At 69.4% G+C, this 21,814-nt stretch carries 14 protein-coding genes; 5 read left to right on the top strand and 9 right to left on the bottom strand.

Annotation, left to right across the window (positions count from 1 at the left end):
* The first annotated feature begins 93 nt into the window (after nt 1-93).
* The 4 genes from mnmG to G5B46_RS10810 all read left to right on the top strand — a co-directional run bounded on the left by mnmG (nt 94) and on the right by G5B46_RS10810 (nt 4,414).
* Entirely contained in the window at nt 94-1,962 is a 1,869-nt protein-coding gene (gene mnmG / locus G5B46_RS10795) for a tRNA uridine-5-carboxymethylaminomethyl(34) synthesis enzyme MnmG (protein WP_165258603.1), read from the top strand.
* On the top strand, nt 1,962-2,621 hold the full coding sequence (rsmG, locus tag G5B46_RS10800) for a 16S rRNA (guanine(527)-N(7))-methyltransferase RsmG (RefSeq protein WP_165258605.1): 660 nt from the start codon (nt 1,962-1,964) through the stop codon (nt 2,619-2,621). The genes mnmG and rsmG overlap by 1 nt, the downstream gene beginning before the upstream one ends.
* Nucleotides 2,605-3,411 (top strand): ParA family protein, encoded by an 807-nt coding sequence (locus G5B46_RS10805; protein ID WP_165258607.1) that lies wholly within the window; start codon nt 2,605-2,607, stop codon nt 3,409-3,411. Before rsmG ends, G5B46_RS10805 begins: the two co-directional genes overlap by 17 nt.
* Before the next feature lie 100 nt (nt 3,412-3,511).
* Nucleotides 3,512-4,414: a ParB/RepB/Spo0J family partition protein gene (locus G5B46_RS10810; RefSeq protein WP_165258947.1), complete on the top strand. Its 903-nt coding sequence runs from the start codon at nt 3,512-3,514 to the stop codon at nt 4,412-4,414.
* A 360-nt stretch (nt 4,415-4,774) separates the two neighbouring features.
* Here G5B46_RS10810 and G5B46_RS10815 read toward each other — a convergent pair whose 3' ends face one another.
* The 6 genes from G5B46_RS10815 to G5B46_RS10840 form a co-directional block, all read right to left on the bottom strand.
* Nucleotides 4,775-7,597, bottom strand: a complete 2,823-nt coding sequence (locus G5B46_RS10815) for a [protein-PII] uridylyltransferase (protein WP_165258609.1) — start codon at nt 7,595-7,597, stop codon at nt 4,775-4,777.
* 78 nt (nt 7,598-7,675) lie between these two features.
* Nucleotides 7,676-10,378: a DNA mismatch repair protein MutS gene (gene mutS / locus G5B46_RS10820; protein ID WP_165258611.1), complete on the bottom strand. Its 2,703-nt coding sequence runs from the start codon at nt 10,376-10,378 to the stop codon at nt 7,676-7,678.
* A 279-nt stretch (nt 10,379-10,657) separates the two neighbouring features.
* Entirely contained in the window at nt 10,658-11,569 is a 912-nt protein-coding gene (locus G5B46_RS10825; protein WP_165258613.1) for a cobalamin biosynthesis protein CobT, read from the bottom strand.
* 146 nt (nt 11,570-11,715) lie between these two features.
* A complete protein-coding gene (gene dnaJ / locus G5B46_RS10830) occupies nt 11,716-12,870 on the bottom strand; it encodes a molecular chaperone DnaJ (RefSeq protein ID WP_165258615.1) in 1,155 nt (384 codons plus the stop codon).
* Nucleotides 12,871-13,028: 158 nt separating this feature from the next.
* Entirely contained in the window at nt 13,029-14,936 is a 1,908-nt protein-coding gene (dnaK, locus tag G5B46_RS10835; protein ID WP_165258617.1) for a molecular chaperone DnaK, read from the bottom strand.
* A gap of 314 nt (nt 14,937-15,250) precedes the next feature.
* Entirely contained in the window at nt 15,251-17,890 is a 2,640-nt protein-coding gene (locus G5B46_RS10840) for a M1 family metallopeptidase (RefSeq protein ID WP_165258619.1), read from the bottom strand.
* Nucleotides 17,891-17,983: 93 nt separating this feature from the next.
* On the opposite strand from G5B46_RS10840, the gene G5B46_RS10845 reads away from it, so the two are divergent.
* Complete coding sequence (locus tag G5B46_RS10845) at nt 17,984-18,601, top strand: alpha-ketoglutarate-dependent dioxygenase AlkB (RefSeq protein ID WP_165258621.1); 618 nt, start codon at nt 17,984-17,986, stop codon at nt 18,599-18,601.
* An 85-nt stretch (nt 18,602-18,686) separates the two neighbouring features.
* On the opposite strand, the gene dnaA is transcribed toward G5B46_RS10845, so the two are convergent.
* The 3 genes from dnaA to G5B46_RS10860 form a co-directional block, all read right to left on the bottom strand.
* Entirely contained in the window at nt 18,687-20,174 is a 1,488-nt protein-coding gene (dnaA, locus tag G5B46_RS10850; protein WP_165258623.1) for a chromosomal replication initiator protein DnaA, read from the bottom strand.
* Between the two features lie 428 nt (nt 20,175-20,602).
* The gene (rpsT, locus tag G5B46_RS10855; protein WP_165258625.1) at nt 20,603-20,878 is read right to left on the bottom strand and encodes a 30S ribosomal protein S20; all 276 of its coding nucleotides are present in this window, start codon (nt 20,876-20,878) and stop codon (nt 20,603-20,605) included.
* A gap of 137 nt (nt 20,879-21,015) precedes the next feature.
* The gene (locus G5B46_RS10860) at nt 21,016-21,801 is read right to left on the bottom strand and encodes an enoyl-CoA hydratase (protein WP_165258627.1); all 786 of its coding nucleotides are present in this window, start codon (nt 21,799-21,801) and stop codon (nt 21,016-21,018) included.
* Between the last annotated feature and the right edge of the window lie 13 nt (nt 21,802-21,814).

A 21,814-nucleotide genomic window follows, 5' to 3' on the forward strand; every position in this document is an offset into this window, starting at 1 on the left:
CGGACTCGACTCGCCCACAGGGCGGCTTGAAGCTATAAGTCACGCACGCTCCCGCTGGGTCGGGGGCGTTCCGCATTGAGGCGCGTTTCTCCCTTGTCCAACTCTTCGCCCCAGTCCTGGGACGTCATCGTCATCGGCGGCGGTCATGCCGGTTGTGAAGCCGCGGCGGCGTCCGCGCGCACCGGCGCGCGCACCCTGCTTCTGACCCACAAACGTGAAACCGTCGGCGAGATGTCGTGCAACCCGGCCATCGGCGGCCTGGGCAAGGGCCATCTGGTGCGCGAGATCGACGCCCTGGACGGCCTGATGGGCCGCATGGCCGACAAGGCCGGCATCCAGTTCCGCATGCTCAATCGGTCGAAGGGCCCGGCCGTTCGCGGCCCGCGCTCGCAGATCGACCGCAAGCTCTATCGCGAGGCCATGCAGGCCGAGCTGTTCGCCTATCCCAACCTCGACGTCATCGCGGCCGCGGCCGAAGACCTGATCGTCGAGGACGGCCACGTGGCCGGCGCCGTCGACGGGGAGGGGGTCGTCTACCGCGCCCCCAAGGTGGTGCTGACGACCGGCACCTTCCTCAAGGGCGTCATCCACCAGGGCGAGACTCGCATTCCCGCCGGCCGCGTCGGCGACCAGCCGTCGATCGGCCTGTCGGACCGACTCTACGGCCTGGGCTTCGACATGGGCCGCCTGAAGACCGGCACGCCCGCCCGTCTCGACGGCAAGACCATCGCCTGGGACCGCCTCGACATGCAGGCGGCCGACGAAGAGCCCGTGCCGTTCTCGTTCCTCAACGAGAAGATCGACGTGCCGCAGATCCGCTGCGGCATCACCTTCACGACCGAGGAAACCCACAAGATCATCGCCGATCGCCTGGACGAGTCCGCCGTCTATGGCGGCCGCGCCACGGGGATCGGCCCGCGCTATTGCCCGTCGATCGAGGACAAGGTCGTCCGCTTCGCCGACAAGACCAGCCACCAGGTGTTCCTGGAGCCGGAAGGCCTGGACGACGACACCGTCTATCCCAACGGCGTCTCGACCTCGGTCTCGGCCGAAACCCAGCTTCTGTTCCTGCGCACCATCCCCGGCCTCGAGGCCGTGGAGGTGATCCGCTACGGCTATGCGATCGAATACGACTATGTCGATCCGCGCGAGCTTTACGTCACGCTGGAGACCAAGCGCCTGCCGGGCCTCTATCTGGCCGGCCAGATCAACGGCACGACGGGCTATGAAGAGGCCGGGGCGCAGGGCCTGGTCGCCGGCATGAACGCGGCCCTTTCCGCCTTGGGCAAGGAGCCGGCCGTCTTCGCGCGCGACGAGGCCTATATCGGCGTCATGATCGACGACCTCGTCACCCGTGGCGTCACCGAGCCCTACCGCATGTTCACCAGCCGGGCCGAGTTCCGCCTGACCCTGCGCGCCGACAACGCCGACCAGCGCCTGACCGAGCGCGGCGTCGGACTGGGCGTCGTGGGCGAGGTTCGCGCCGGCGCCTGGGCCGCCAAGAAGGCCGAACTGGAGACCGTGCGCGGCCGCGCCCGCACCCTGAACATGACCCCGGCCGAGGCCGTGAAGGCCGGCTTCAAGGTCAATGCCGACGGCCAGCGCCGCGATGTCCTGGCCATGCTGGCCTATCCGGACGTGGGTCTCGACGACCTGGTCCGGGTGTGGCCCGAGATCGCCGACTGGAGCCCGATGGCCCGCGAGCAGATCGAGATCGAGGCTGCCTATGCCGGCTATCTCGACCGCCAGCGCGCCGATGCGGAGTCCCTGCGCAAGGACGAGGACCTGCGCCTGCCGACCGACCTCGACTATCGCGACATCGGCAGCCTCTCCAACGAGGTGCGCGAGAAGCTGATCCGGGTGAAGCCCCTGACGCTGGGCCAGGCGGCCCGCATCGAGGGGGTCACCCCCGGCGCCCTGACGGCCCTGCTGGCCCACGTGCGACGGGGCCGGGCCGCCTGATGGCTGTTGCAAATCTCGTCATCGAAACGCTCGACCCGGTCGACGCCGCGGCCTTCCAGAGGCTGACGGGGTCGTCCGACGCCCAGGTCGCCGACCTGGCGCGCTATCGCGAGCTGCTGGCCGAGTGGAACGAGGTGATGAACCTCGTCGGCCCGGCCTCTATGGCCGCCTACTGGAACCGCCACGCCTGGGACAGCGCCCAGCTTCTGACCTTCGCGCCGGAGGCCAAGACCTGGGCCGACCTGGGCGCCGGCGCCGGCCTGCCCGGCGTGGTGCTGGCGATCCTGCTGAAGGCCGTTCCGGGGGCCAAGGTCCACCTCGTCGAGAGCATGGCCAAGCGCTGCCGCTTCCTCGACGCCGTCTGCCGCGAGCTCGACCTGCCGGTCGAGATCCACAACGCCCGCGCCGAAAGCCTGGACCTCAAGGTGCAGGTGGTCACGGCCCGGGCCTGCGCGCCGATGCCGCGCCTGCTGGAATACTCGCAACCCTATTTCAAGCGCGGCGCGGTCGCCTGGTTCCTGAAGGGCCAGGAGGTCGCCGCCGAGATCGCTGAAGCCGAGAAGACCTGGAAGTTCGAGTCGGACGTGCGGGGCTCCAAGAGCGACCCGCGCGGCCATGTCGTGCAAATCAAGGGGCTGAGCCGTGTCCGCAAAGTCTGAGCTGAGAGTCCTGGCGGTCGCCAACCAGAAGGGCGGGGTGGGCAAGACCACCACGGCCATCAACCTGGGCACGGCGCTGGCCGCCTGCGGCGAGCGCGTCCTGCTGATCGACGCCGACCCGCAGGGCAACTGCTCCACGGGCCTGGGGATCGGCCGCCTGCAGCGCAAGAAGACGCTGTACGACGTGTTGATGGGCGAAGCGCCGGTGATCGAAGCCGCCGTGCAGACCTCGCTGCCGGGCCTGGACGTGATCCCGGCCGACGCCGACCTGTCGGGCGTCGAGCTCGAACTGGGCCAGGTGGCGCGGCGCTCGTACCGTCTGCGCGACGCCCTGGAGCCGCTGCGCGCCAACGGCCCCTACACCTATGTGCTGATCGACTGCCCGCCGTCGCTGAACGTGCTGACGGTCAACGCCATGACCGCCGCCGACGCCGTGTTCGTGCCGCTGCAGTGCGAGTTCTTCGCCCTGGAAGGCCTGACCCAGCTGATCCGCACCATCGAGCGCGTGCGCGGCAGCCTGAACCCGCGCCTGGAGATCCAGGGCGTGGTGCTGACCATGTACGATCGCCGCAACAGCCTCTCCGAGCAGGTGGCCCGCGACGTGCGCGAGCATTTCGGCGACAAGGTGTACGACGCGGTCATACCGCGGAACGTCCGGGTGTCGGAGGCGCCGTCCTTCGGCAAGCCGGTGCTGCTCTACGACCTCAAGTGCGCCGGTTCGCAGGCCTACCTGCGACTGGCCCGCGAGGTGATCAGCCGCGAGAAGGACCGCCAGGCCCAGGCCGCCTGATCCACAGGGCCTACCATTTGAGCGCCGGCCTGAGGATACAGGCCCAAGTCGTTATTGAAGTTGAAGTTTCGAGGAGATGGTCGTGGTCGGTGAAGCGGGGATGTCGGAAGGCCGTCGGGGTCTGGGTCGCGGTCTGTCGGCGCTGCTGGGCGAGGTCGAAGCCGCTCCGGCCCAGGCGCCGGGCGACAATACCGCCGGCTCGCGCGAGGCGCCGATCGAGCTGCTGAAGCGTAATCCCGACCAGCCCCGCCGGACCTTCCGCGAGGAAGACCTGGTAGAACTTTCCAACTCGATCGCCGAGAAGGGCGTGCTGCAGCCGATCCTCGTGCGGCCGGCGCCGGGCGCTCCGGGCGAGTACCAGATCGTCGCCGGCGAGCGTCGCTGGCGCGCCGCCCAGCGCGCCGGCCTCAAGAGCGTGCCGATCATCGTGCGCGAGCTCGACGACCTGGCCGTGCTCGAGATCGGCATCATCGAGAACGTCCAGCGCTCGGACCTCAACATCCTCGAAGAGGCGCTGAGTTACCGCGTGCTGATGGACAAGTTCGGCCGCACCCAGGACGCCATCGCCCAGACGATCGGCAAGAGCCGCAGCCACGTGGCCAACACCCTACGCCTGCTGGCGCTGCCCGAGGCGGTGCAGCAGCACCTGGTCACCGGCGCCCTGACGGCCGGCCACGCCCGCGCCATCGCCACGGCCGCTGATCCGGGCGCGCTGGCCCAGCAGGTCATCGACGGCGGCCTCTCGGTGCGCGAGACCGAGACCCTGGCCCGCGTCGCCCAGACCGGCGATGCGACCCCGCGCGCCAAGAACGGCGGCTCGGCGCCGCCGCGTGCGCCGCGCGCCAAGGACACCGACACCCAGGCCCTCGAAGCCGACCTGTCGTCGGTGCTGGGCCTCGATGTCGAGATCGACCATCGCGGCGGCGCCGGCTCGCTGATCGTCCGCTACGCGACGCTCGAGCAGCTGGACGATCTGTGCAACCGCCTGACGCGGGGCGTCTGATCGACCCTGTTTTCGGGGTCTTCTGTGGCGCATGAAGAAAGGCGCGGCCGTATCCTGGGGCGCGCCGTTCGCCACAGGCGAGGGCGGGGAGGGCGGAGTTTTCGCCTAATCCCTTGTCAGGTAAGGAAAAACCGCTTCCAGTCGCGCTTGATCGAAAGCTCCGGCGGCGGAATTTTTCCACAAGCAGGCGACGTCGCCGCCGCCGAATAGTTTGACCCGAATCTCGAATCGCTGTCCGGGGCGCCGCGTTCCCCCGGGGGCGGACAGGCGATCGCCCCTCCGCCAGACCCGAGCCGTCATTCCCCGCTTTCGCGGAGAGATTCGGTGGAGACCGGGTCGAGAGCGTGTGATCGACGCGCGTCAGCGCGCGACGCTGGCCCGCGCGCGCTTGAGGCCCGGACGGGTGCTGGGCGCGCCCGCCTCGTTCTGTTCCAGCGCCGACAGCAGGTCGCTCTTCAGCGCCGAGACCTTGCGGCCGTCGGCCAGCTTCCCGCCCTCGGCCGTCTGCACGTAGAAGGCGTCGACCGCCCGCTCGCCATAGCCGTCGATGTGGGCCGATTGGATGGACAGGCCGTTGTCGGCCAGGGTGCGGGCCAGGGCCTGCAGCAGGCCCGGACGGTCGCGACCGGAGGCCTCCACCACCGTGGCCTCGTGCGAGGCCTCGTTGTCGATGACCACGGTCGGGGCGATGGCGAAGGCGGCCGTGCGGGCCAGCTCGCCGCCGCGCCGGGCCTCGACATTGACGCCCTCGCCTCGGCCGGCCGCTTCCAGCGCGTCGGCCAGGCGGCGCAGGGCGCGCGGGTTCTCGCAGCCGAGCGGCGCGCCAGTGACGTCCTGCACGTAGAACACGTCGAGGGCCTGGCCCTGGCGTGAGGTGAAGACCCGAGCCCCCACGACGTTGCCGCCCAGCGAGGAGATGGCCAGGGCCAGGTCGGCGAACAGGCCGCGACGGTCCTTGGCGGCGACGACGATCTCGGCGGCGTTGGCGCCGGGATTGACCTTGCCCTCGGCGGCCGCGCCGCCCTGGATGGCGGCCCGGCGGGCCAGGGCGGCATGGTCGAGCAGGTCCTGCGGGCTGAAGGCGCCGAAATAGGCGTCCTCCATGGCCGCGGCCCAGCCCTTGGCGGCGGGGTCTGCGGCGATCAGGGTCTCGCGTGCGGCCGCTGCGGCGGCCTCCTGGTGGCGTTGAACGTTGGCGGTGGCGTCACTGCCCCGGCCGCCCCGGAAAACCGCCTCCGTGGCGTTGTAGAGCTCGCGCAGCAGCTGGCCCTTCCAGCCGTTCCACACGCCGGGCCCCACGGCCCGGATATCGGCCACGGTGATGACCAGCAGCAGGCGCAGGCGCTCGGGGTTCTCGACGATGCGGGCGAAGGCCGCCACGGTGCCGGGATCCGACACGTCGCGCTTCTGGGCGAAGTCGCTCATCACGAGGTGGTTCTCGACCAGCCAGGCGACCAGCTCGACCTTGCTGCGCTCGACCCCTAGGCGCTCGCAGGCGCTGCGGGCCGATCGGGCCCCGGCCTTCTCCTGGCCGCCCACGCCGCCCTTGCCGGTGTCGTGCAGCAACATGGCCAGGAACAGGGCCTCGCGGTCCTCAATCAGCGGCATGATCGACACGGCCAGCGGGTGGTCGTCCTGCAGACGTCCGGCCGCCATGTCGCCGATCAGGCCGACGGCCCGCAGGGTGTGCTCGTCCACCGTGTACGAGTGGTACATGTTGAACTGCATCTGGGCGACGACGCGGCCGAACTCTGGGATGAAGCGGCCCAGCACGCCGGCGTCGTTCATCAGGGTCAGGGTGCGGTAGCTGCGCTTGCCGCGCGCCAAGAGGTCAAGGAAGGCCCGCGTGGCCTCCGGATCGCGCCGCACCTTCGAGGTGATCAGGGCGAGGTTGCGGGTCACGGCGGTGAAGGCGTCGGGATGCAGATCAAGGTCGCGCTCGTCGGCGATCTTGAACAGCCGGATCAGGTTGACTGGATCGGTCTCGAAGATCTCCGGCCCGTCGATGTTCAGGCGTCCGCCGTCCTCATAGAAGCCCGGGGCGTCCAGGGCCTTGCGCTTGGGCTTGCCGCCCGGAAGGAAGCGCGAGATGCCCTTGGGCTCGTTCTTGAAGTGCTCGGCTTCCAGCTTGGCCGAGAAGGCGCGGGTGAGGGCCCCCACCTCTTTGGCGATCAGGAAGTAGCGGCGCATGAAGCGCTCGACCGCCGGGGCGTCGCCCCGGTCGCCATAGCCCATGCGGCGGGCGATCTCGGGCTGAAGGTCGAAGGTCAGTCGCTCTTCGGGCCGGCCGGTGGTGAAGTGCAGGTGGGCGCGCACGGCGTGCAGGAAGTCGAAGGCGCGGATGAAGGCCTTGGTCTCGCGGCCCGAGAACACCTCCATCTTGAAGACGTCCTCCGGCGCGTCGACCGGATGCAGGTACTCGGCGATCCACATCAGGGTGTGCAGGTCGCGCAGGCCGCCCTTGCCCTCCTTGACGTTGGGCTCGACCATGTAGCGGCTGGCGCCGGCGCGGGCCTGACGGTCGTCGCGTTCCTTCAGCTTGGCGGCCACGAACTGCTGGCCGGTGCCCTTCATCACCTCGTCGCGGAACCGCTTCTTGAGGTCGGCGGCCAGGCGCTCGTCGCCGGTCAGCCGCCGCGCCTCGAGGATCGAGGTGCGGATCGTGAAGTCTTCCTTCGAGAGGCGCACGCACTCCTCGATGGTGCGCGAGGCGTGGCCGACCTTGAAGCCCAGATCCCACAGCGCATAGAGCATGTACTCGATCACGCTCTCGACGTGCGGCGTCTGCTTGTAGGGCCGCAGGAACAGCAGATCGATGTCGCTGAACGGGGCCAGGGTGGCGCGGCCGTAGCCGCCCACGGCCAGCAGCGCCAGGCGCTCGCCCTCGGTGGGGTTGCGGGCCCGGAACACGTGCACGGTCGTGAAGTCGTAGAGGGCGGTGATCACCTCGTCGGTGACGCCGCTGAGCAGGCGCGCCGTCTCCAGGCCGCCGGCGCCGTTCTCCAGCCGCTCCTTGGCGATCATCCGGCCGCGGAACAGGGCTTGCTTGAGGATGTCGATCGCCCGTGCGCGCTGGGCGGCCTCGTCGCCGATGGCGTCCAGGGCGGCGGCCGACAGGCGCGCGCGCAGGGCGTGACCGTCGACGACGTGTTCCAGGGGCGTGGGGCGGAGGCGGCGAGGCATGGCGGTTATATGGGTGTCCGAGACGGGCGGCCAAAGCGACCACCGGAACCGGCCGCCGCCATGCTCCTATGATTGATCCTAGGTCTTGAGCAGACCCTTAAGGCGATAAAGCGCCTCCAGGGCCTCGCGCGGGCTCATGCCGTCCACGTCCAGCTCCTTCAGCGCGCCATCCACGGCGCTGGGCGCCGAAACGACAGGCGCCGCGGCGATGGGGGCCGAGGCGGCGAACAGCGGCAGGTCGTCGAGCTTGGCCGGTGATTCGGTCTTGCTCTCCAGGCGGTCGAGCACCTCCTTGGCGCGGGCCACCACCTGCGGCGGCACGCCGGCCAGCTTGGCCACCTGCACGCCGTAGGAGCGGTCGGCCGGACCGTCGGCGGCTTCGTGCAGGAAGACGAGGTCGCCGTTCCATTCCTTGGCGCGGAGCGACAGGTTGGAGACGTGCGCCATGCGCTCCTCCAGCGTCGCCAGCTCGTGATAGTGCGTGGCGAAGAGGGCGCGGCAGCGGTTGGTGTCGTGCAGCGACTCCGCGCAGGCCCAGGCGATGGCCAGGCCGTCATAGGTGGCGGTGCCGCGGCCGATCTCGTCGAGGATCACGAGGCTGCGCGGCGTGGCCTGGGTCAGGATGGCGGCGGTCTCGACCATCTCCATCATGAAGGTCGAGCGACCGCGCGCCAGGTCGTCGCCGGCCCCGACGCGGCTGAACAGGCGGTCGACGACGCCCAGCCGGAAGGTCTTGGCGGGCACGTAGCAGCCGGCCTGGGCCAGGATGGCCAGCAAGGCGTTCTGGCGCAGGAAGGTCGACTTACCGGCCATGTTCGGACCGGTGACGATGGAAAGGCGCGCGGCGACCTCCCCGGCGGCGTCCAGCCGGCAGTCGTTGGGGGTGTAGGGGTCGCCGGCGCGGCGCACCGCGGCCTCGACCACTGGGTGGCGGGCGGCCTTGGCCTCGAAGGCCAGCGACTTGTCGACGGTCGGACGCACGGCGCCGGCGTCCTCGGCCCATTCGGCCAGGCTGGAGGCTACGTCCAGGCGGGCCAGGGCCTCGGCGGCGGCCTGGATCGGCTCGGCCAGGGCGCAGGCCTCGGCGCGCCAGTCCTCGTAGGCGGCCACTTCCATGGCCAGGGCCCGCTCGGCGGCCTGGGCGATGCGGGCGTCCAGGTCGGCCAGCTCCACGGTGGTGAAGCGCACCTGGTTGGCCAGGGTCTGGCGGTGGATGAAGGTGGCGTTCAGCGGCGGCTGGAACAGCGGATCGGCCTTGCCGGCGGTGGCCTCGACGAAATAGCCGAGCACGCCGTTGTGGCGGATCTTCAGCGGGATGCCCGCTTCCTGGATCAGGCGCTGTTCCAGGGCGGCCACGACCCGGCGGCTGTCGTCGCGCAGGGCGCGGGCCTGGTCGAGCTCGGGACGGATCCCGGGGGCCACGAAGCCGCCGTCGCGGGCCAGGGCCGGCAGGTCGGGGCCAAGGCCTGCTTCCAGGGTGTTCAGCAGCTGCGAGACGCCCTGGTGCAGCGACGGCGTCAGGGCCGCCAGCGCGCCCTCCAGCTCGACCGGCGGCGGCGACAGCGGGTCGCCCGAGCCGCCGACCATGCCGGCCAGTTTCTCGCCGGTCTTGAGGCCGTCGCGCAGGCACGCGAGATCCCGCGGACCGCCGCGCCCCAGGGCCAGGCGGGCCAGCGCGCGCGCCATGTCGCCCGAGCCCTTCAGCTGCTCGCGCAGGCGTTCACGCAACGAGCGGTGCTCGACGAACCACTCGACGGCGTCCAGGCGCTGGTCGATGGCGGCCGGGTCGAGCAGGGGGCGGGCCAGGCGCGAGGCCAGCAGGCGCGCGCCGCCGGGCGTGACGGTGCGGTCGATGGCCGCCAGCAGCGAGCCGTTGCGGTCGCCGTTCTGGGTGCGGTCGATCTCCAGGCTGGAGCGGGTGGCCGGGTCGATCGACATGACGTCGGCCTCGGCCGCGCGGCGGGGCGCGCGCAGGGCCGGCAGCTTGCCGGCCTGGGTCATCTCCAGGTGGGCGGCGATCAGGCCAAGCGCGCCGACCTCGGCCGGCGCCAGGCCGCCGAAACCGTCCAGGGTGTCGACGCCGTAGAGGCGCTTGACCCGGGTCTCCGAAGCCTGCGGCTCCGACAGGGCGGATGGCATCGGTTGAATCAGCCCGCCGCAGATCTTCAGGGTCTGGGCCAGGTGGTCGTCGGCCAGCAGGCGGTCGGCGACCAGGGTCTCGGACGGCGACAGGGCCGCCAGCAGGGGGCCGACGCCCTCCTTGCCGGTCGAGAAGCACTCGACCTCGCCGGTGGACAGTTCCACGGCCGCCACGGCCGCCTGGCCGGCGCGGATGGCCACCGCCGCGAGGCGGTTGGCGCCCCGGGCGTCCAGCAGGCCGTCCTCGGTCAGCGTGCCGGGCGTCACGACGCGGACGATGTCGCGCCGGACCACCGACTTGGAGCCGCGCTTCTTGGCCTCGGCCGGGTCTTCCATCTGCTCGCAGACGGCGACCTTGAAGCCCATGCGGATCAGCTTCGACAGATAGGCCTCGGCCGCGTGATGCGGCACGCCGGCCATCGGGATCGGCTGGCCGGCATGGGTGCCGCGGAAGGTCTGGGAGATGCCCAGGGCGGCGGCCGCGCGGATCGCGTCGTCGAAAAAGAGCTCGTAGAAATCGCCCATCCGGAAGAACAGCAGCGCGTCCGGCTGGCGGGTCTTCATCTCGAAGAACTGCTGCATCACCGGCGTGGCGCCGGTGGCGTCGAACGTCTGGACGGGCGGAGAAACGGGGGCGTTCATCCGACCGGAAAGTACAGAGCGTCGCGGTTTTCGTTAAGGGGTGCGACCGGGGTTTTTCGGGGGGGGCGGGCGCAGTTATTATTTGCAGAATTTGCAAGTTATTCGACCGCGTGACGCGAGCCCCTACGGCTCCTGCGCCGGGTGATTACCCCGTCGACAACTGAGCCATAGGTTCGAACAAACGTGGGCGCGGCAAGGCGCTGCTCCTGGGATCGCCATCCTGATCGGCGGGCTCTTCGGCCTGTTTCGGGTCCTGAAGGCCGCCGGTCGGACCGATCACTAGGCGTCGGCGGGCCGGGCGGTGAGCAGCCGTTCCAGCAGGGCCAGCGCCTCGTCGGACAGCCGCGCCGGATCCTCGGCCTTCGCGCCGTAGGGATAGTTGGGCCAGATGTCGTCGCCAACCCCGATGGCGGTGAGGACGACATCACCAGCGGCGGCGATGTCGGCGATGACCTGCTCCAGATGCTTGACGAGGTAATCGGGGACGTTGGCGCTCAGGGTCGCGTCGTCGGCGGGCGCGCCGTCCGACACCACGACGAGAATCTTGCGCCCCTCCGGCCGCCGCCGCAATCGACGCGCGGCCCACATCAGCGCTTCGCCGTCGATGTTCTCCTTGAGCAAATCGGGCCGCAGCATGCGCTTCAGCTCATCCTCGCCCAGAACCCGGGCGTCGTCGCCTGCACGATGGACGATATGCAGGAGATCGCTCAGCCGGCCGGGGTCGGCGGGGCGGCCCCGGTGAATCCATTCGAACCGCGACTTGCCGCCCTGCCACGTCGAGGTGGTGAAACCCAGGATCTCGACCTTCACGCCCAGACCCGTCAACAGCCGCTGGAGGCGATCCGCCGTCGCGACGACGTGGAAGATCTTGTCGCCGCGCATCGAACCGGACTGGTCGAGCAGCAGGCAAACGGCCGTGTCGGAGCGGCTTTCGACGGTTGACGCCTCTCGGATTCTGTCGACGCTCTCGAATGCGGCCTGGGACGGCGTCCGATCGGCCAGCAAGCGGAGCCATCCGTTCTCCAAGGTCGCCGCATCCTCGGTCTTCAGGGTTCCGAGAATCTCACCGATCCGGTCGGCCTCGATCTCTTGGTCGAAGGCCATGGTAAAGGCATGATAGGGGCGCTGAGCCGCCCGTTTGGTGACGCGACGGAAAAGGTCTTGAAAAAGGCCCCGCGGGTCTTCCTCCATCGTCGATCGCCCCCAGATGCGCCCATTCTCGGGCTCGTCTCATGCGGGCAAATATTGGCGGGCGCAACGCCGTTCGGCGGCGGAGATATGAAAAAGGCCCGCCGTGGGGCGAGCCTTGATCGGATGATGCGCGATGCGCCGGAGCCTCAGTTCCCCGTCACTTCTTCCCAGAAGCGCTTGGCCTTGCCGACGAAGTTGGCCGACTTGGGGTTCTGCTTGTCGTCGCACAGGCCGGCGAGCTCCTTGAGGAGCTCCTTCTGGCGCGCCGACAGGTGGGTCGGGGTTTCGACGAACAGTTCGACCACCAGATCGCCCCGCTGGCGGTTGCGCAGCGACGGCATGCCCTTGCCCTTCAGGCGGACGGTCTTGCCGGTCTGGGCGCCTTCGGGAACCTTGACGCTGACGCGGCAGGTGCCGTCGCAGGTCTCGCCGCCCTTCAGGCACGGGGCCTCGATCTCGCCGCCCAGGGCGGCCACGGTCATCGGCACCGGCACGGTGCACAGAAGATCCAGGCCGTCGCGCTCGAACAGTTCGTGCGGGGTCACCGACAGGAAGAGGTAGAGGTCGCCGCGCGGGCCGCCGCGCACGCCGGCGTCGCCTTCGCCCGCCAGGCGGATCCGGGCGCCGTCGTCGACGCCGGCCGGGATGCGGACCGACAGGATGCGTTCCTTGCGGACCTGGCCGTGGCCATGGCAGCCGGCGCAGGGATCCAGCACCAGGCGGCCCGAGCCGCCGCAGCGCGGACAGGCGCGCTCGACCGAGAAGAAGCCTTGGGTGGCGCGCACGCGGCCGGCGCCGCCGCACGAGCCGCAGACGGTGGGGCTGGTGCCGGGCTTGGCGCCCGAGCCGTCGCAGACCTCGCAGGTCATGGCCGCGGGAACCGTGATCTCGACCTCGGCGCCGGCATAGGCCTGCTCCAGGGAGATCTCCAGGTCATAGCGCAGGTCCTGGCCGCGCTGGGGGCCGTTGGACTGGCGACGGCCGCCGCCGAACATCTCGCCGAAGACATCGCCGAACACGTCGCCGAAGATGTCGCTGGCGTCGAACCCGCCGCCCATGCCGCCCGGTCCGCCTTGCGGGCCGTTGACGCCGGCGTGGCCGAAGCGGTCGTAGGCCGCGCGCTTCTGCGGGTCGGAGAGGACGCTGTAGGCCTCGTTGATTTCCTTGAACCGGCCGCTCGCGTCCTCGCAACCGCCGTTGCGGTCGGGGTGGTGCTGCATCGCCAGCTTGCGGAAGGCGGATTTCAGGCCCGCGTCGTCGCAGGTCCGGTTCACGCCGAGAATTTCGTAATAGTCGCGCATCGTCAGCGTTCGGCGCCCGTAAGGCTCAACAAGACAGGGGGTGTCGAGAAAGAGGTGGGGGAGGGGGCGCCCCGCCGCAAGGCGTCAATCGGGCGCACCGCAAAACGAGCGCGCCGGCGAACGGATCTCGAAGGATCGTTCGCCGGCGCGTCCATGGCTTAGGAAGCCGGCTTGTCGGCGCCGTCCACTTCCTCGAACTCGGCGTCGACGACGCCGTCGTCCGCGGGGGCTTCAGCGCCGCCTTCGGCGCCTTCACCGCCCTGCTGCGAGGCGTACATGGCCTCGCCCAGCTTCATCGACGCCTGGATCAGGGCCTGGGTCTTGGCCTGGATGGCCTCGACGTCCTCGCCTTCCAGGGCGGTCTTCAGCTCGGCGACGCCGGTTTCGATCGCGGTCTTCTCGGCCGCGCCGACCTTGTCGCCATGCTCGGTCAGGGCCTTCTCGGTCGAGTGCAGGATCGCCTCGCCTTGGTTCTTGGCCTCGACCAGCTTCTTCTTTTCCTCGTCCGCGGCCTTGTTGGCCTCGGCTTCCTTGACCATGCGCTCGATGTCGGCGTCCGAGAGGCCGCCGTTGGCCTGGATGCGGATCGAGTGCTCCTTGTTGGTCGCCTTGTCCTTGGCGTGGACCTGGACGATGCCGTTGGCGTCGATGTCGAAGGTGACCTCGATCTGCGGCACGCCGCGCGGCGCCGGCGGGATGCCCACCAGGTCGAACTGGCCGAGGATCTTGTTGTCCACGGCCATCGGGCGTTCGCCCTGGAACACGCGGATGGTCACGGCCGACTGGTTGTCGTCAGCGGTCGAGAAGGTCTGCGAGCGCTTGGTCGGGATCGTGGTGTTGCGTTCGATCAGCGGGGTGAACACGCCGCCGAGGGTCTCGATGCCCAGGGTCAACGGGGTCACGTCGAGCAGCAGCACGTCCTTGACGTCGCCTTGCAGCACGCCGGCCTGAACGGCCGCGCCCAGCGCCACGACTTCATCGGGGTTCACGCCCTTGTGGGGTTCGCGACCGAAGAAGTCCTGCACCGCCTGCTGGACCTTGGGCATGCGGCTCATGCCGCCGACCAGGATCACTTCGTCGATGTCGCTCTTCTTCAGGCCGGCGTCCTTGAGGGCCTGTTCGCACGGACCGATGGTGCGGGCGATCAGGTCGTCAACCAGGGCTTCCAGCTTGGAGCGCGACAGCTTGATGTTCAGGTGCAGCGGGCCCGAGGCGTTCATGCTGATGAACGGCAGGTTGACCTCGTACTGAGCCGTCGACGACAGCTCCTTCTTGGCCTTCTCGGCTTCCTCGCGCAGGCGCTGGAGGGCCAGCTTGTCCTTGCGCAGGTCGACGCCCTGCTCCTTCTTGAACTCGTCGGCCAGGTAGTCGACGATCCGAAGGTCGAAGTCTTCACCGCCCAGGAAGGTGTCGCCGTTGGTCGACTTCACCTCGAACACGCCGTCGCCGATCTCCAGGATCGAGACGTCGAAGGTGCCGCCGCCCAGGTCGTAGACCGCGATCTTCTTGCCGTCGTTCTTGTCCAGGCCGTAGGCCAGGGCCGCCGCGGTCGGCTCGTTGATGATGCGCAGGACTTCCAGGCCGGCGATCTTGCCGGCGTCCTTGGTGGCCTGACGCTGGGCGTCGTTGAAATAGGCCGGAACGGTGATGACCGCCTTGGTCACCGGCTCGCCGAGGTGGGCTTCGGCGGCTTCCTTCATCTTCTGCAGGATGAACGCCGAGACTTCCTGGGGCGAGTAGTCCTTGCCATGGGCCTTGACCCAGGCGTCGCCGGTCGGGCCCTTGACGATCTCGTAGGGCACCATGCCCTTGTCCTTCTCGACCACCGGGTCGTTCGCGTTGCGGCCGATCAGGCGCTTGATGGCGAACAGGGTGTTGGTCGGGTTGGTCACGGCCTGGCGCTTGGCGGGCTGGCCGATCAGGCGCTCGCCGTCCTCGAGGAAGGCGACGACCGACGGGGTGGTGCGAGCGCCTTCGGCGTTCTCGATCACCTTCGGGTTCTTGCCGTCCATGATGGCCACGCACGAGTTCGTGGTGCCAAGGTCGATACCGATAATCTTGCTCATGTGGTGTGCCTGCAGCTCCTCGAATGGCGGACGGCGGTGACAAGGGCCTTATCAGAAGCGCCCCGGTTTTTCTCGGTCCGTCCCCGTCTGGTCGCGTCTAGGGTTGATCCAAAATCCTGCCGCCTGGACGAACCAGGCGAAAGGAGAGGCTTCAATCGAAGTTGACGAGCCCGTCAACCCCGCTTCGATGCCCGATATGGGGGATACGCGTGCCGCCGCAACCCCATTCCCGCAGGGAAAGAAGGGGAATCTGCAAGACGGAACGTCGCAGCGTCGGCTCGTCGACCCTTGGCCGACGCTGCGAAAAGTCCGGTTCAGCCGGCCTTGGCGACCCAGGCGGTGATCGCCGGCAGACGCTCGCGACGCACCTTGGCCCGGTATTCGATGGCCGAGATCGCCTTGTCGGCTTCCTTGCGCGAGCTCTCAGTCAGGTTGGCGGCCGCCCAGGCCTTCAGCTTCTCGGCCGTTTCCGGCTTGCCCGAAGCCCTGGCCAGGCTGGGGATGAAGCGGGTGCGGGCGCTGTTGTCGACCTTGGCGTCGACCGCGTCGCGATGGGCCGCGGCGAAGTCGAAGGCCATGTCCGGATGGCGCGAGGCGACGCCCGAGATCATGCCGGCCGAGTTGGTCTCGCCCGGCTCGGCGGTCAGCGCCAGCTCCAGGGCCTTGCGGGCCAGGGCCTCGTCGTCGGCCGAGGCCAGCAGGCTGTACAGCTGAGCGCGGACCAGCGGGGTCTTCTCGGCCTGGGCCTGGGCGTGGATGGCGTCCCAGGTCGCCGCGTCGGCGTTGACGGCCACGACGCCGAGGATCGCCTTGCGCAGCGGGCCGGGGATGGCGGCGGGATCGGTCTTGTCGGCGGCGTAGCGCTTGCGGGCCTCGGCGACCACGGTGGGATCGCCCAACTCGCCCAGGGTGGCGATCAGGTCGCCGCGCAGGATGGCCACGGGGTCGGGCTCGCCGGCCTTGGCCTCCCAGCCCACGCGGGCCAGCATCGGCGACAGCCGGGCGACGGCCAGCTTGCGGAAGGCCGCGCGCTCGGGCTGGCCTTCGTAGTAGCCGTCGATGGCCGACAGCACGCCGGCGGCCTTGGACAGCACTTGCGGGTCGGCGTCGCCCGGCGTGGCGGCGATCAGGGCCAGGGCGTCGGTCGACGACTGCTGGCCCGCCGTGCCCATCGACCAGGCGTCCGACAGCAGGCCCAGCTGGTCGATGGCCGGCAGCTTGCCGAAGTTGGCCGCCAGGGCCTGGAATTGGGCCGGAGCGTAGAGGGTGCGGTAGTAGCCGCTCTGGCCGGCGTTGACGACCACGGGGCCGCAGCCCTCGACCGTCAGGCTGGCCTTGCCGCCCTCGACCACGGTCTTGGCGATGCTCGTCCCGTCCAGGGCCTTGGCGTTGACCGGCACGCGCCAGGACAGCGGCGTCTTGTCGGGGAAGTCCTTGCTGAACTCGCCCTGGGTCAGGGTCAGCACCTGCTTGCCGGCCTGGCAGGCGCCGGCCTCGACGCGGATCAGCGGCACGCCCGGCTGCAGGGTGAAGTCGTGGGCGATGGCGGTGATCGGCTTGCCGGCGGCGGTCTCGACCGCCTTCCACAGGTCGTCGCTGACCGTGTTGCCGTAGGCGTGGGCCTTGATGTAGGCGCGCACGCCGGTGCGCCAGGCGTCCTCGCCGACATAGCCCTCGAGCATGCGGATGACCGCCTCGCCCTTCTGGTAGGTGATGGCGTCGAAGGCCTGGCTGGCCTGCTCGACGGTCTCGACGTGCTGCACGACGGGGTGGGTGGTGACCAAGCCGTCCAGGTTCATGGCGTATTCGCGCCCGCCCACGGCCGCCAGGGCGGCGTTCCACTCGGGATGGAACTTCTCGGTCGCCCGGCCCTCCATCCACGAGGCGAAGCCCTCGTTCAGCCACAGGTCGTCCCACCAGGCCATGGTCACCAGGTTGCCGAACCACTGGTGGGCGGTCTCGTGGGCGACGGTGGTGTAGATGTTCTGGGCGTCGCGCTGGGTCGAGATCTTCGGATCCATCAGCAGAGCGTATTCGAAGTAGAAGATCGCGCCCCAGTTCTCCATGGCGCTGAAGAACTGGCTGCGGCCCGGGGCGGCGATGTGGTCCAGCGCCGGCAGCGGGTAGGAGACGCCGAAGTAGTCGTTGTACCAGGCCGTCAGCGGGCCGGCGGATTCCAGGGCGAACTTCGCCTTGGCCAGGTCGCCCTTCTTGGTGACGACGCCGATGTCGACGCCGGCGGTCTTGACGCTGGCGCGCTCGAACTCGCCCAGGCCGAAGAACAGCAGGTAGGTCGACATCTTCGGCGAGGTGGCGAAGGTCACGCGGGTCTTGCCGCCGCCCAGATCGACGCTCTTGGCGATCGGCATGTTGGAAAGGGCCATCTGGCCGGTCGGGATCGTCGCCTCGACGCTGAACGTCGCCTTGTGGAACGGCTCGTCCCACGAGGGGATGAACCGGCGGGCGTCGGAGTTCTCGAATTGGGTGTAGAGGGCGCGCCTCTGGCCTTCCTCGGTGTCGTAGTCGAGGGCGAACAGGCCCGCGGCCTGGGTGTAGATCTTGCCGGCGTAGTCGATGGCCAGCACGTGCTTGCCCTTGGCCAGCGGCGCCTTCAGCGTGAAGGCGGCGGTCTGGGCGTCCTCGTCGACCTTGATGATCGCCGGCTGGCCGTCGATCGTGGCCTTCGCGAACGTCAGGTCGGCCGCCTGCAGGGTGATGGTCGCGGTCGGCTCGGTCACCTCCACGGCGATCTTCACCGAGGCGGTGAAGCTCATCGCCTTGGCGTCGGGCGTGAACGACAGGTCGTAGTGGGTGGGGTGGGCGTTGCGCGGCAGCTGGGTGGTCACCGTGGCCGGCGTGGCCCCCTTGGAGCCGGAGGCGGCCGGGGCGGCGAGGGCGGTTCCGGAGGCGAGAAGCAGCGTGACCGCGGCGGCGGTGGACAGAAGACGACGCATGAACGGCCCTGGTATGGAATGATCGTGCGGAGAAACCCCGCGAGGGGGCGAACCAACACCCATCCGCCCGTCCACAGGCATTAATTCCGCGTAATGATGACCCCTGTCAGCCTCGTCCCCGGCTTCGATCTCTGGCCCGGCCTGCTGTCGCCGGACGCCCAGCGGGCGCTGGTCGAGGCGGTGCTGGCGGCGGCCGAGACCGCCCCGCCGGCCAACTACGCAACGCCCTACGGCAAGGCGATGAGCGTGGCGATGACCAGCCTGGGGCCGCTGGGCTGGACCAGCGACGCGGCCGGCTACCGCTATGCCGACCGTCATCCCAGGACCGGCGCGGCCTGGCCGGCGATGCCCCGGGCGCTGCTCGATCTTTGGGCGGCGCTGGGCGATGCGGAGGTTCCGCCCGACGCCTGCCTGGTCAATTTCTACGGCCCTGAGGCCCGCATGGGCCTGCACCAGGACCGCGACGAGGCCGACCCGCGCTTTCCGGTGCTGTCGATCTCGCTGGGCGACACGGCGGTGTTCCGCATCGGCGGAACCAGCCGCAAGGACCCGACCCGCTCGGTGCGCCTGGCCTCCGGCGACGTGTGTCGGTTGTCGGGTCCCGCGCGCCTGGCCTTCCACGGCGTGGATCGCATCCTGCCCGGCTCCTCGCGGCTCGTGCCGGGGGGAGGGCGGATCAATTTGACGCTCAGGCGGGCGCGGGCTGGCTGATCGATGCTCCCCCAGAGGGGGAGGATCAAACGAAAAGGGCCGCCCCTTGCGGAGCGGCCCCTTCGGTCGAACTGGAAAGCCCTGATCAGCCGCGCAGCTTGCGGGTGATGGTCTCCAGGTCCTGGCTCAGCACGGCGTCGTCCTGGCGCAGGGCCTCGATGCGGCGCACGGCGTGCAGCACCGTGGTGTGGTCGCGACCGCCGAAGCGACGGCCGATGTCCGGCAGCGAGCGGGTGGTCAGCTGCTTGGCCAGCCACATGGCGGCCTGGCGCGGACGGGCGATGGCGCGGTTGCGGCGCTCGCTGAGCAGGTCGGCCTGCTTCATGCCGTAGTGCTCGGACGTCGCCTTCTGGATGTCGTCGATGGTGATCCGCTTCTCGCCGCCGCGCAGGTGCGGGCGCAGGATCGCCTGGACTTCATCCAGCGACAGGCGCGACAGGCGCTCGCCGGCGCGGGCGGTCAGGGTGTTGAGCGCCCCTTCCAGCTCGCGGACGCTGTCGGTGAAGCGGTCGGCCAGGAACTGCAGCACCTCGGGGCGCACCGTGCCGGTGAAGCCCTGGGCGCGGCCCAGCGCCTCGATCTTGCGCTCCAGGATGCCCAGGCGCAGCGAACGGTCGGCCGGCTCCATGCCGCAGACCAGGCCGGCGGACAGGTGCGAGCGCAGGCGGGCGTCCATCTCGGTCATGGCCGAGGGCGGACGGTCGGCCGAGAACACCACCCGGCGGCCGTCCTCGACGAGGGCGGTCAGGGTGTGGAACAGCTCTTCCTGGCTCGACTGCTTGCCGGCGATGAAGTGCACGTCGTCGATGATCAGGAGGTCGGCGCCGCGCAGCTCGTCCTTGAAGGCCGTGGTCTGGCGATCCATGACCGCGCGGACGAAGGTCGACAGGAAGCGTTCGGCGGTCAGGTACACGACGCGCTTGTTCGGGGCGGCGCGCATGGCCTCCCAGGCCAGGGCGTTCAGAAGGTGCGTCTTGCCGAAGCCGTAGGGGCCGTGGAACAGCACCGGGTTGAAGTGGCCGTCGGCCCAGCTGGCGACGCGGCGCGCCACGGCGTGGGCGAACTCGTTGGCCGGACCCGGGACGAAGCTGTCGAAGGTGAAGCGTTCCTGCAGGCCCTGCACCGGCGAGGTCTTGCCGGTGGGGGTCGGCGCGGCGGCGGGGATGTCGCTGGAGACGGGCAGCACGATCTCGATCGGCTGCGGCTTGGCCTCGACATAGACGGCGCCGGTCGTGGCCGAGGCGGCGTCGGCCGAGGCTTCGAACTCGAGGCGCGACTTCAGGTCCAGGCGGCGGCCCACGGCGTCGCCGGCGGCCCACAGCTCGCCGATGCGGCGCCAGGCGCTGCGACGGATCCAGTCGCGCGCGATGCCGGTGGGGGTGACGAGGACGACGTCGCCGGCCTGGGTTTCACGCAGGACCGCGGGCGCGATCCACGAACCGAAGGCGGCGTCGCCCAGCTCGCGTTTCAGGGAGACGCAGACCTTGTTCCACACGATGCCGGCAGGCTCGCGCGTGACGGCGGCATACGCCGCCGACAATTCCTGACTGGCCGCCCCGACCTTGATCGACATCAGTTCACCGCCTCGCGCCTGCATACACACAATTACAGATTGCCGGTCGCAAGCCCCCCATGGCGCACGACCGAGCTCAGAAACTCTCCCCCCGCATTTATTGAGGACACACAGGGGCTTAACCGGCGAACGCATGGTGTCCGCCGCCGCCGCTGTCGTCACAAGACTGGGAGAGCGCTGAGACCTTTAAACTAGCCACCGGCCCGGGCCGGTCAAACGGAAAACTTGCGTCCGATCGCGGATATTTCTGTTGACTCGCGACACCGCCTCGCCCGTCAAGGGAAAGCCGTTTTGAAGACTTTCGTTCGACGAGCCGGGGGGCAGGTAAAGGAGTACATAGACAAAGCAAAAGCCGACCGAGTTGCCTCGATCGGCTTCTACAAGTCTTTGATTTCGCTGAACGAACGGCGTTCGTTCGCGAACTGGACTTAGGCGGCGGCCTTATCCAGCTTCTTCAGACGGGCGGCCAGGCGCGACACCTTGCGCGAGCCCGTGTTCGGGTGAACGACGCCCTTCGAAACGGCGCGCATCAGCTCCGATTGAGCCTCGATGAAGGCGGCCTTGGCGACGGCGACGTCGCCCTTGGCGATGGCGTCGTCGAACTTGCGCAGGAAGGTGCGGACGCGCGAACGACGAGCGGTGTTCACTTCGGTGCGACGGGCGATCTTGCGGATCGCTTTCTTGGCGCCGGGATTATTGGCCATGGATAGGACCTTCAAACGGACGGCCGCGCGGGCGGCCGCGAAGCAGGTGAAATCAAGAGCGCGCGGATATACGGGAAGGCCGCCGACCGGTCAATCCATCCACAATGGGAATCTTCGCCCGGCGAGCGACCGACGCGTCACGAACCCTTGAACGCGGGTTTGCGCTTTTCGACGAAGGCGGCCATCCCCTCCTTCTGGTCGTCGAAGGCGAACAGCGAGTGGAACAGCCGCCGCTCCAGCGCCACGCCCGTGGTCAGGGTGGTCTCGTAGGCGGCGTTGACCAGTTCCTTGTTCATCGCCGTGGCCAGGGGCGACTGGGCGGCGATCTTGGCGGCGACCTTGACGGCCTCGTCGACCAGCTGGTCGGCGGGGAAGATCCGCGACACCAGGCCCGCGCGCTCGGCTTCCTGGGCGTCCATCATCCGGCCGGTCAGGATCATGTCCATGGCCTTGGACTTGCCCACCAGGCGGGTCAGCCGCTGGGTGCCGCCGATGCCGGGCGCGACGCCCAGATTGATCTCCGGCTGGCCGAACTTGGCGGTGTCGGCGGCCAGGATGAAGTCGCACATCATCGCCAGCTCGCAGCCGCCGCCCAGGGCGTAGCCGGCCACCGCGGCGATGATCGGCTTGCGCACCGTCTCGATCGCCCGGGCCTGGGCCGTGAAGAAGTCGGTCTTGAACATGTCGGCATAGGACTTGTCCGACATCTCCTTGATGTCGGCGCCGGCCGCGAAGGCCTTGGGCGAGCCGGTCAGCACGATGCAGCCGACCGTGTCGTCGCCTTGCGCCTGGGCCAGGGCCTGGCCCAGCTCGGTCAGCAGAACGCTGTTGAGGGCGTTCAGCGCCTCGGGCCGGTTCAGGCGGATCAGGGCCACGCCGGGCGCGGTTTCGGGGCGTTCGACGATCAGGGTCTCAAAGGCCATCTGCGCTCGTTCC

Origin of the sequence: Caulobacter sp. 602-2 (assembly GCF_011043625.1) — a bacterium.
In the GTDB taxonomy this organism is placed as follows: domain Bacteria; phylum Pseudomonadota; class Alphaproteobacteria; order Caulobacterales; family Caulobacteraceae; genus Caulobacter.

Coding starts and splice junctions, on each gene's coding strand:
- dnaK (WP_165258617.1), bottom strand. CDS start 14,936: ATGAGCAAGATTATCGGTATCGACCTTGGCACCACGAACTCGTGCGTG.
- dnaA (WP_165258623.1), bottom strand. CDS start 20,174: ATGTCGATCAAGGTCGGGGCGGCCAGTCAGGAATTGTCGGCGGCGTAT.
- rsmG (WP_165258605.1), top strand. CDS start 1,962: ATGGCTGTTGCAAATCTCGTCATCGAAACGCTCGACCCGGTCGACGCC.
- G5B46_RS10815 (WP_165258609.1), bottom strand. CDS start 7,597: ATGCCTCGCCGCCTCCGCCCCACGCCCCTGGAACACGTCGTCGACGGT.
- dnaJ (WP_165258615.1), bottom strand. CDS start 12,870: ATGCGCGACTATTACGAAATTCTCGGCGTGAACCGGACCTGCGACGAC.
- G5B46_RS10840 (WP_165258619.1), bottom strand. CDS start 17,890: ATGCGTCGTCTTCTGTCCACCGCCGCCGCGGTCACGCTGCTTCTCGCC.
- G5B46_RS10845 (WP_165258621.1), top strand. CDS start 17,984: ATGATGACCCCTGTCAGCCTCGTCCCCGGCTTCGATCTCTGGCCCGGC.
- G5B46_RS10860 (WP_165258627.1), bottom strand. CDS start 21,801: ATGGCCTTTGAGACCCTGATCGTCGAACGCCCCGAAACCGCGCCCGGC.
- G5B46_RS10825 (WP_165258613.1), bottom strand. CDS start 11,569: ATGGAGGAAGACCCGCGGGGCCTTTTTCAAGACCTTTTCCGTCGCGTC.
- G5B46_RS10810 (WP_165258947.1), top strand. CDS start 3,512: ATGTCGGAAGGCCGTCGGGGTCTGGGTCGCGGTCTGTCGGCGCTGCTG.
- mutS (WP_165258611.1), bottom strand. CDS start 10,378: ATGAACGCCCCCGTTTCTCCGCCCGTCCAGACGTTCGACGCCACCGGC.
- rpsT (WP_165258625.1), bottom strand. CDS start 20,878: ATGGCCAATAATCCCGGCGCCAAGAAAGCGATCCGCAAGATCGCCCGT.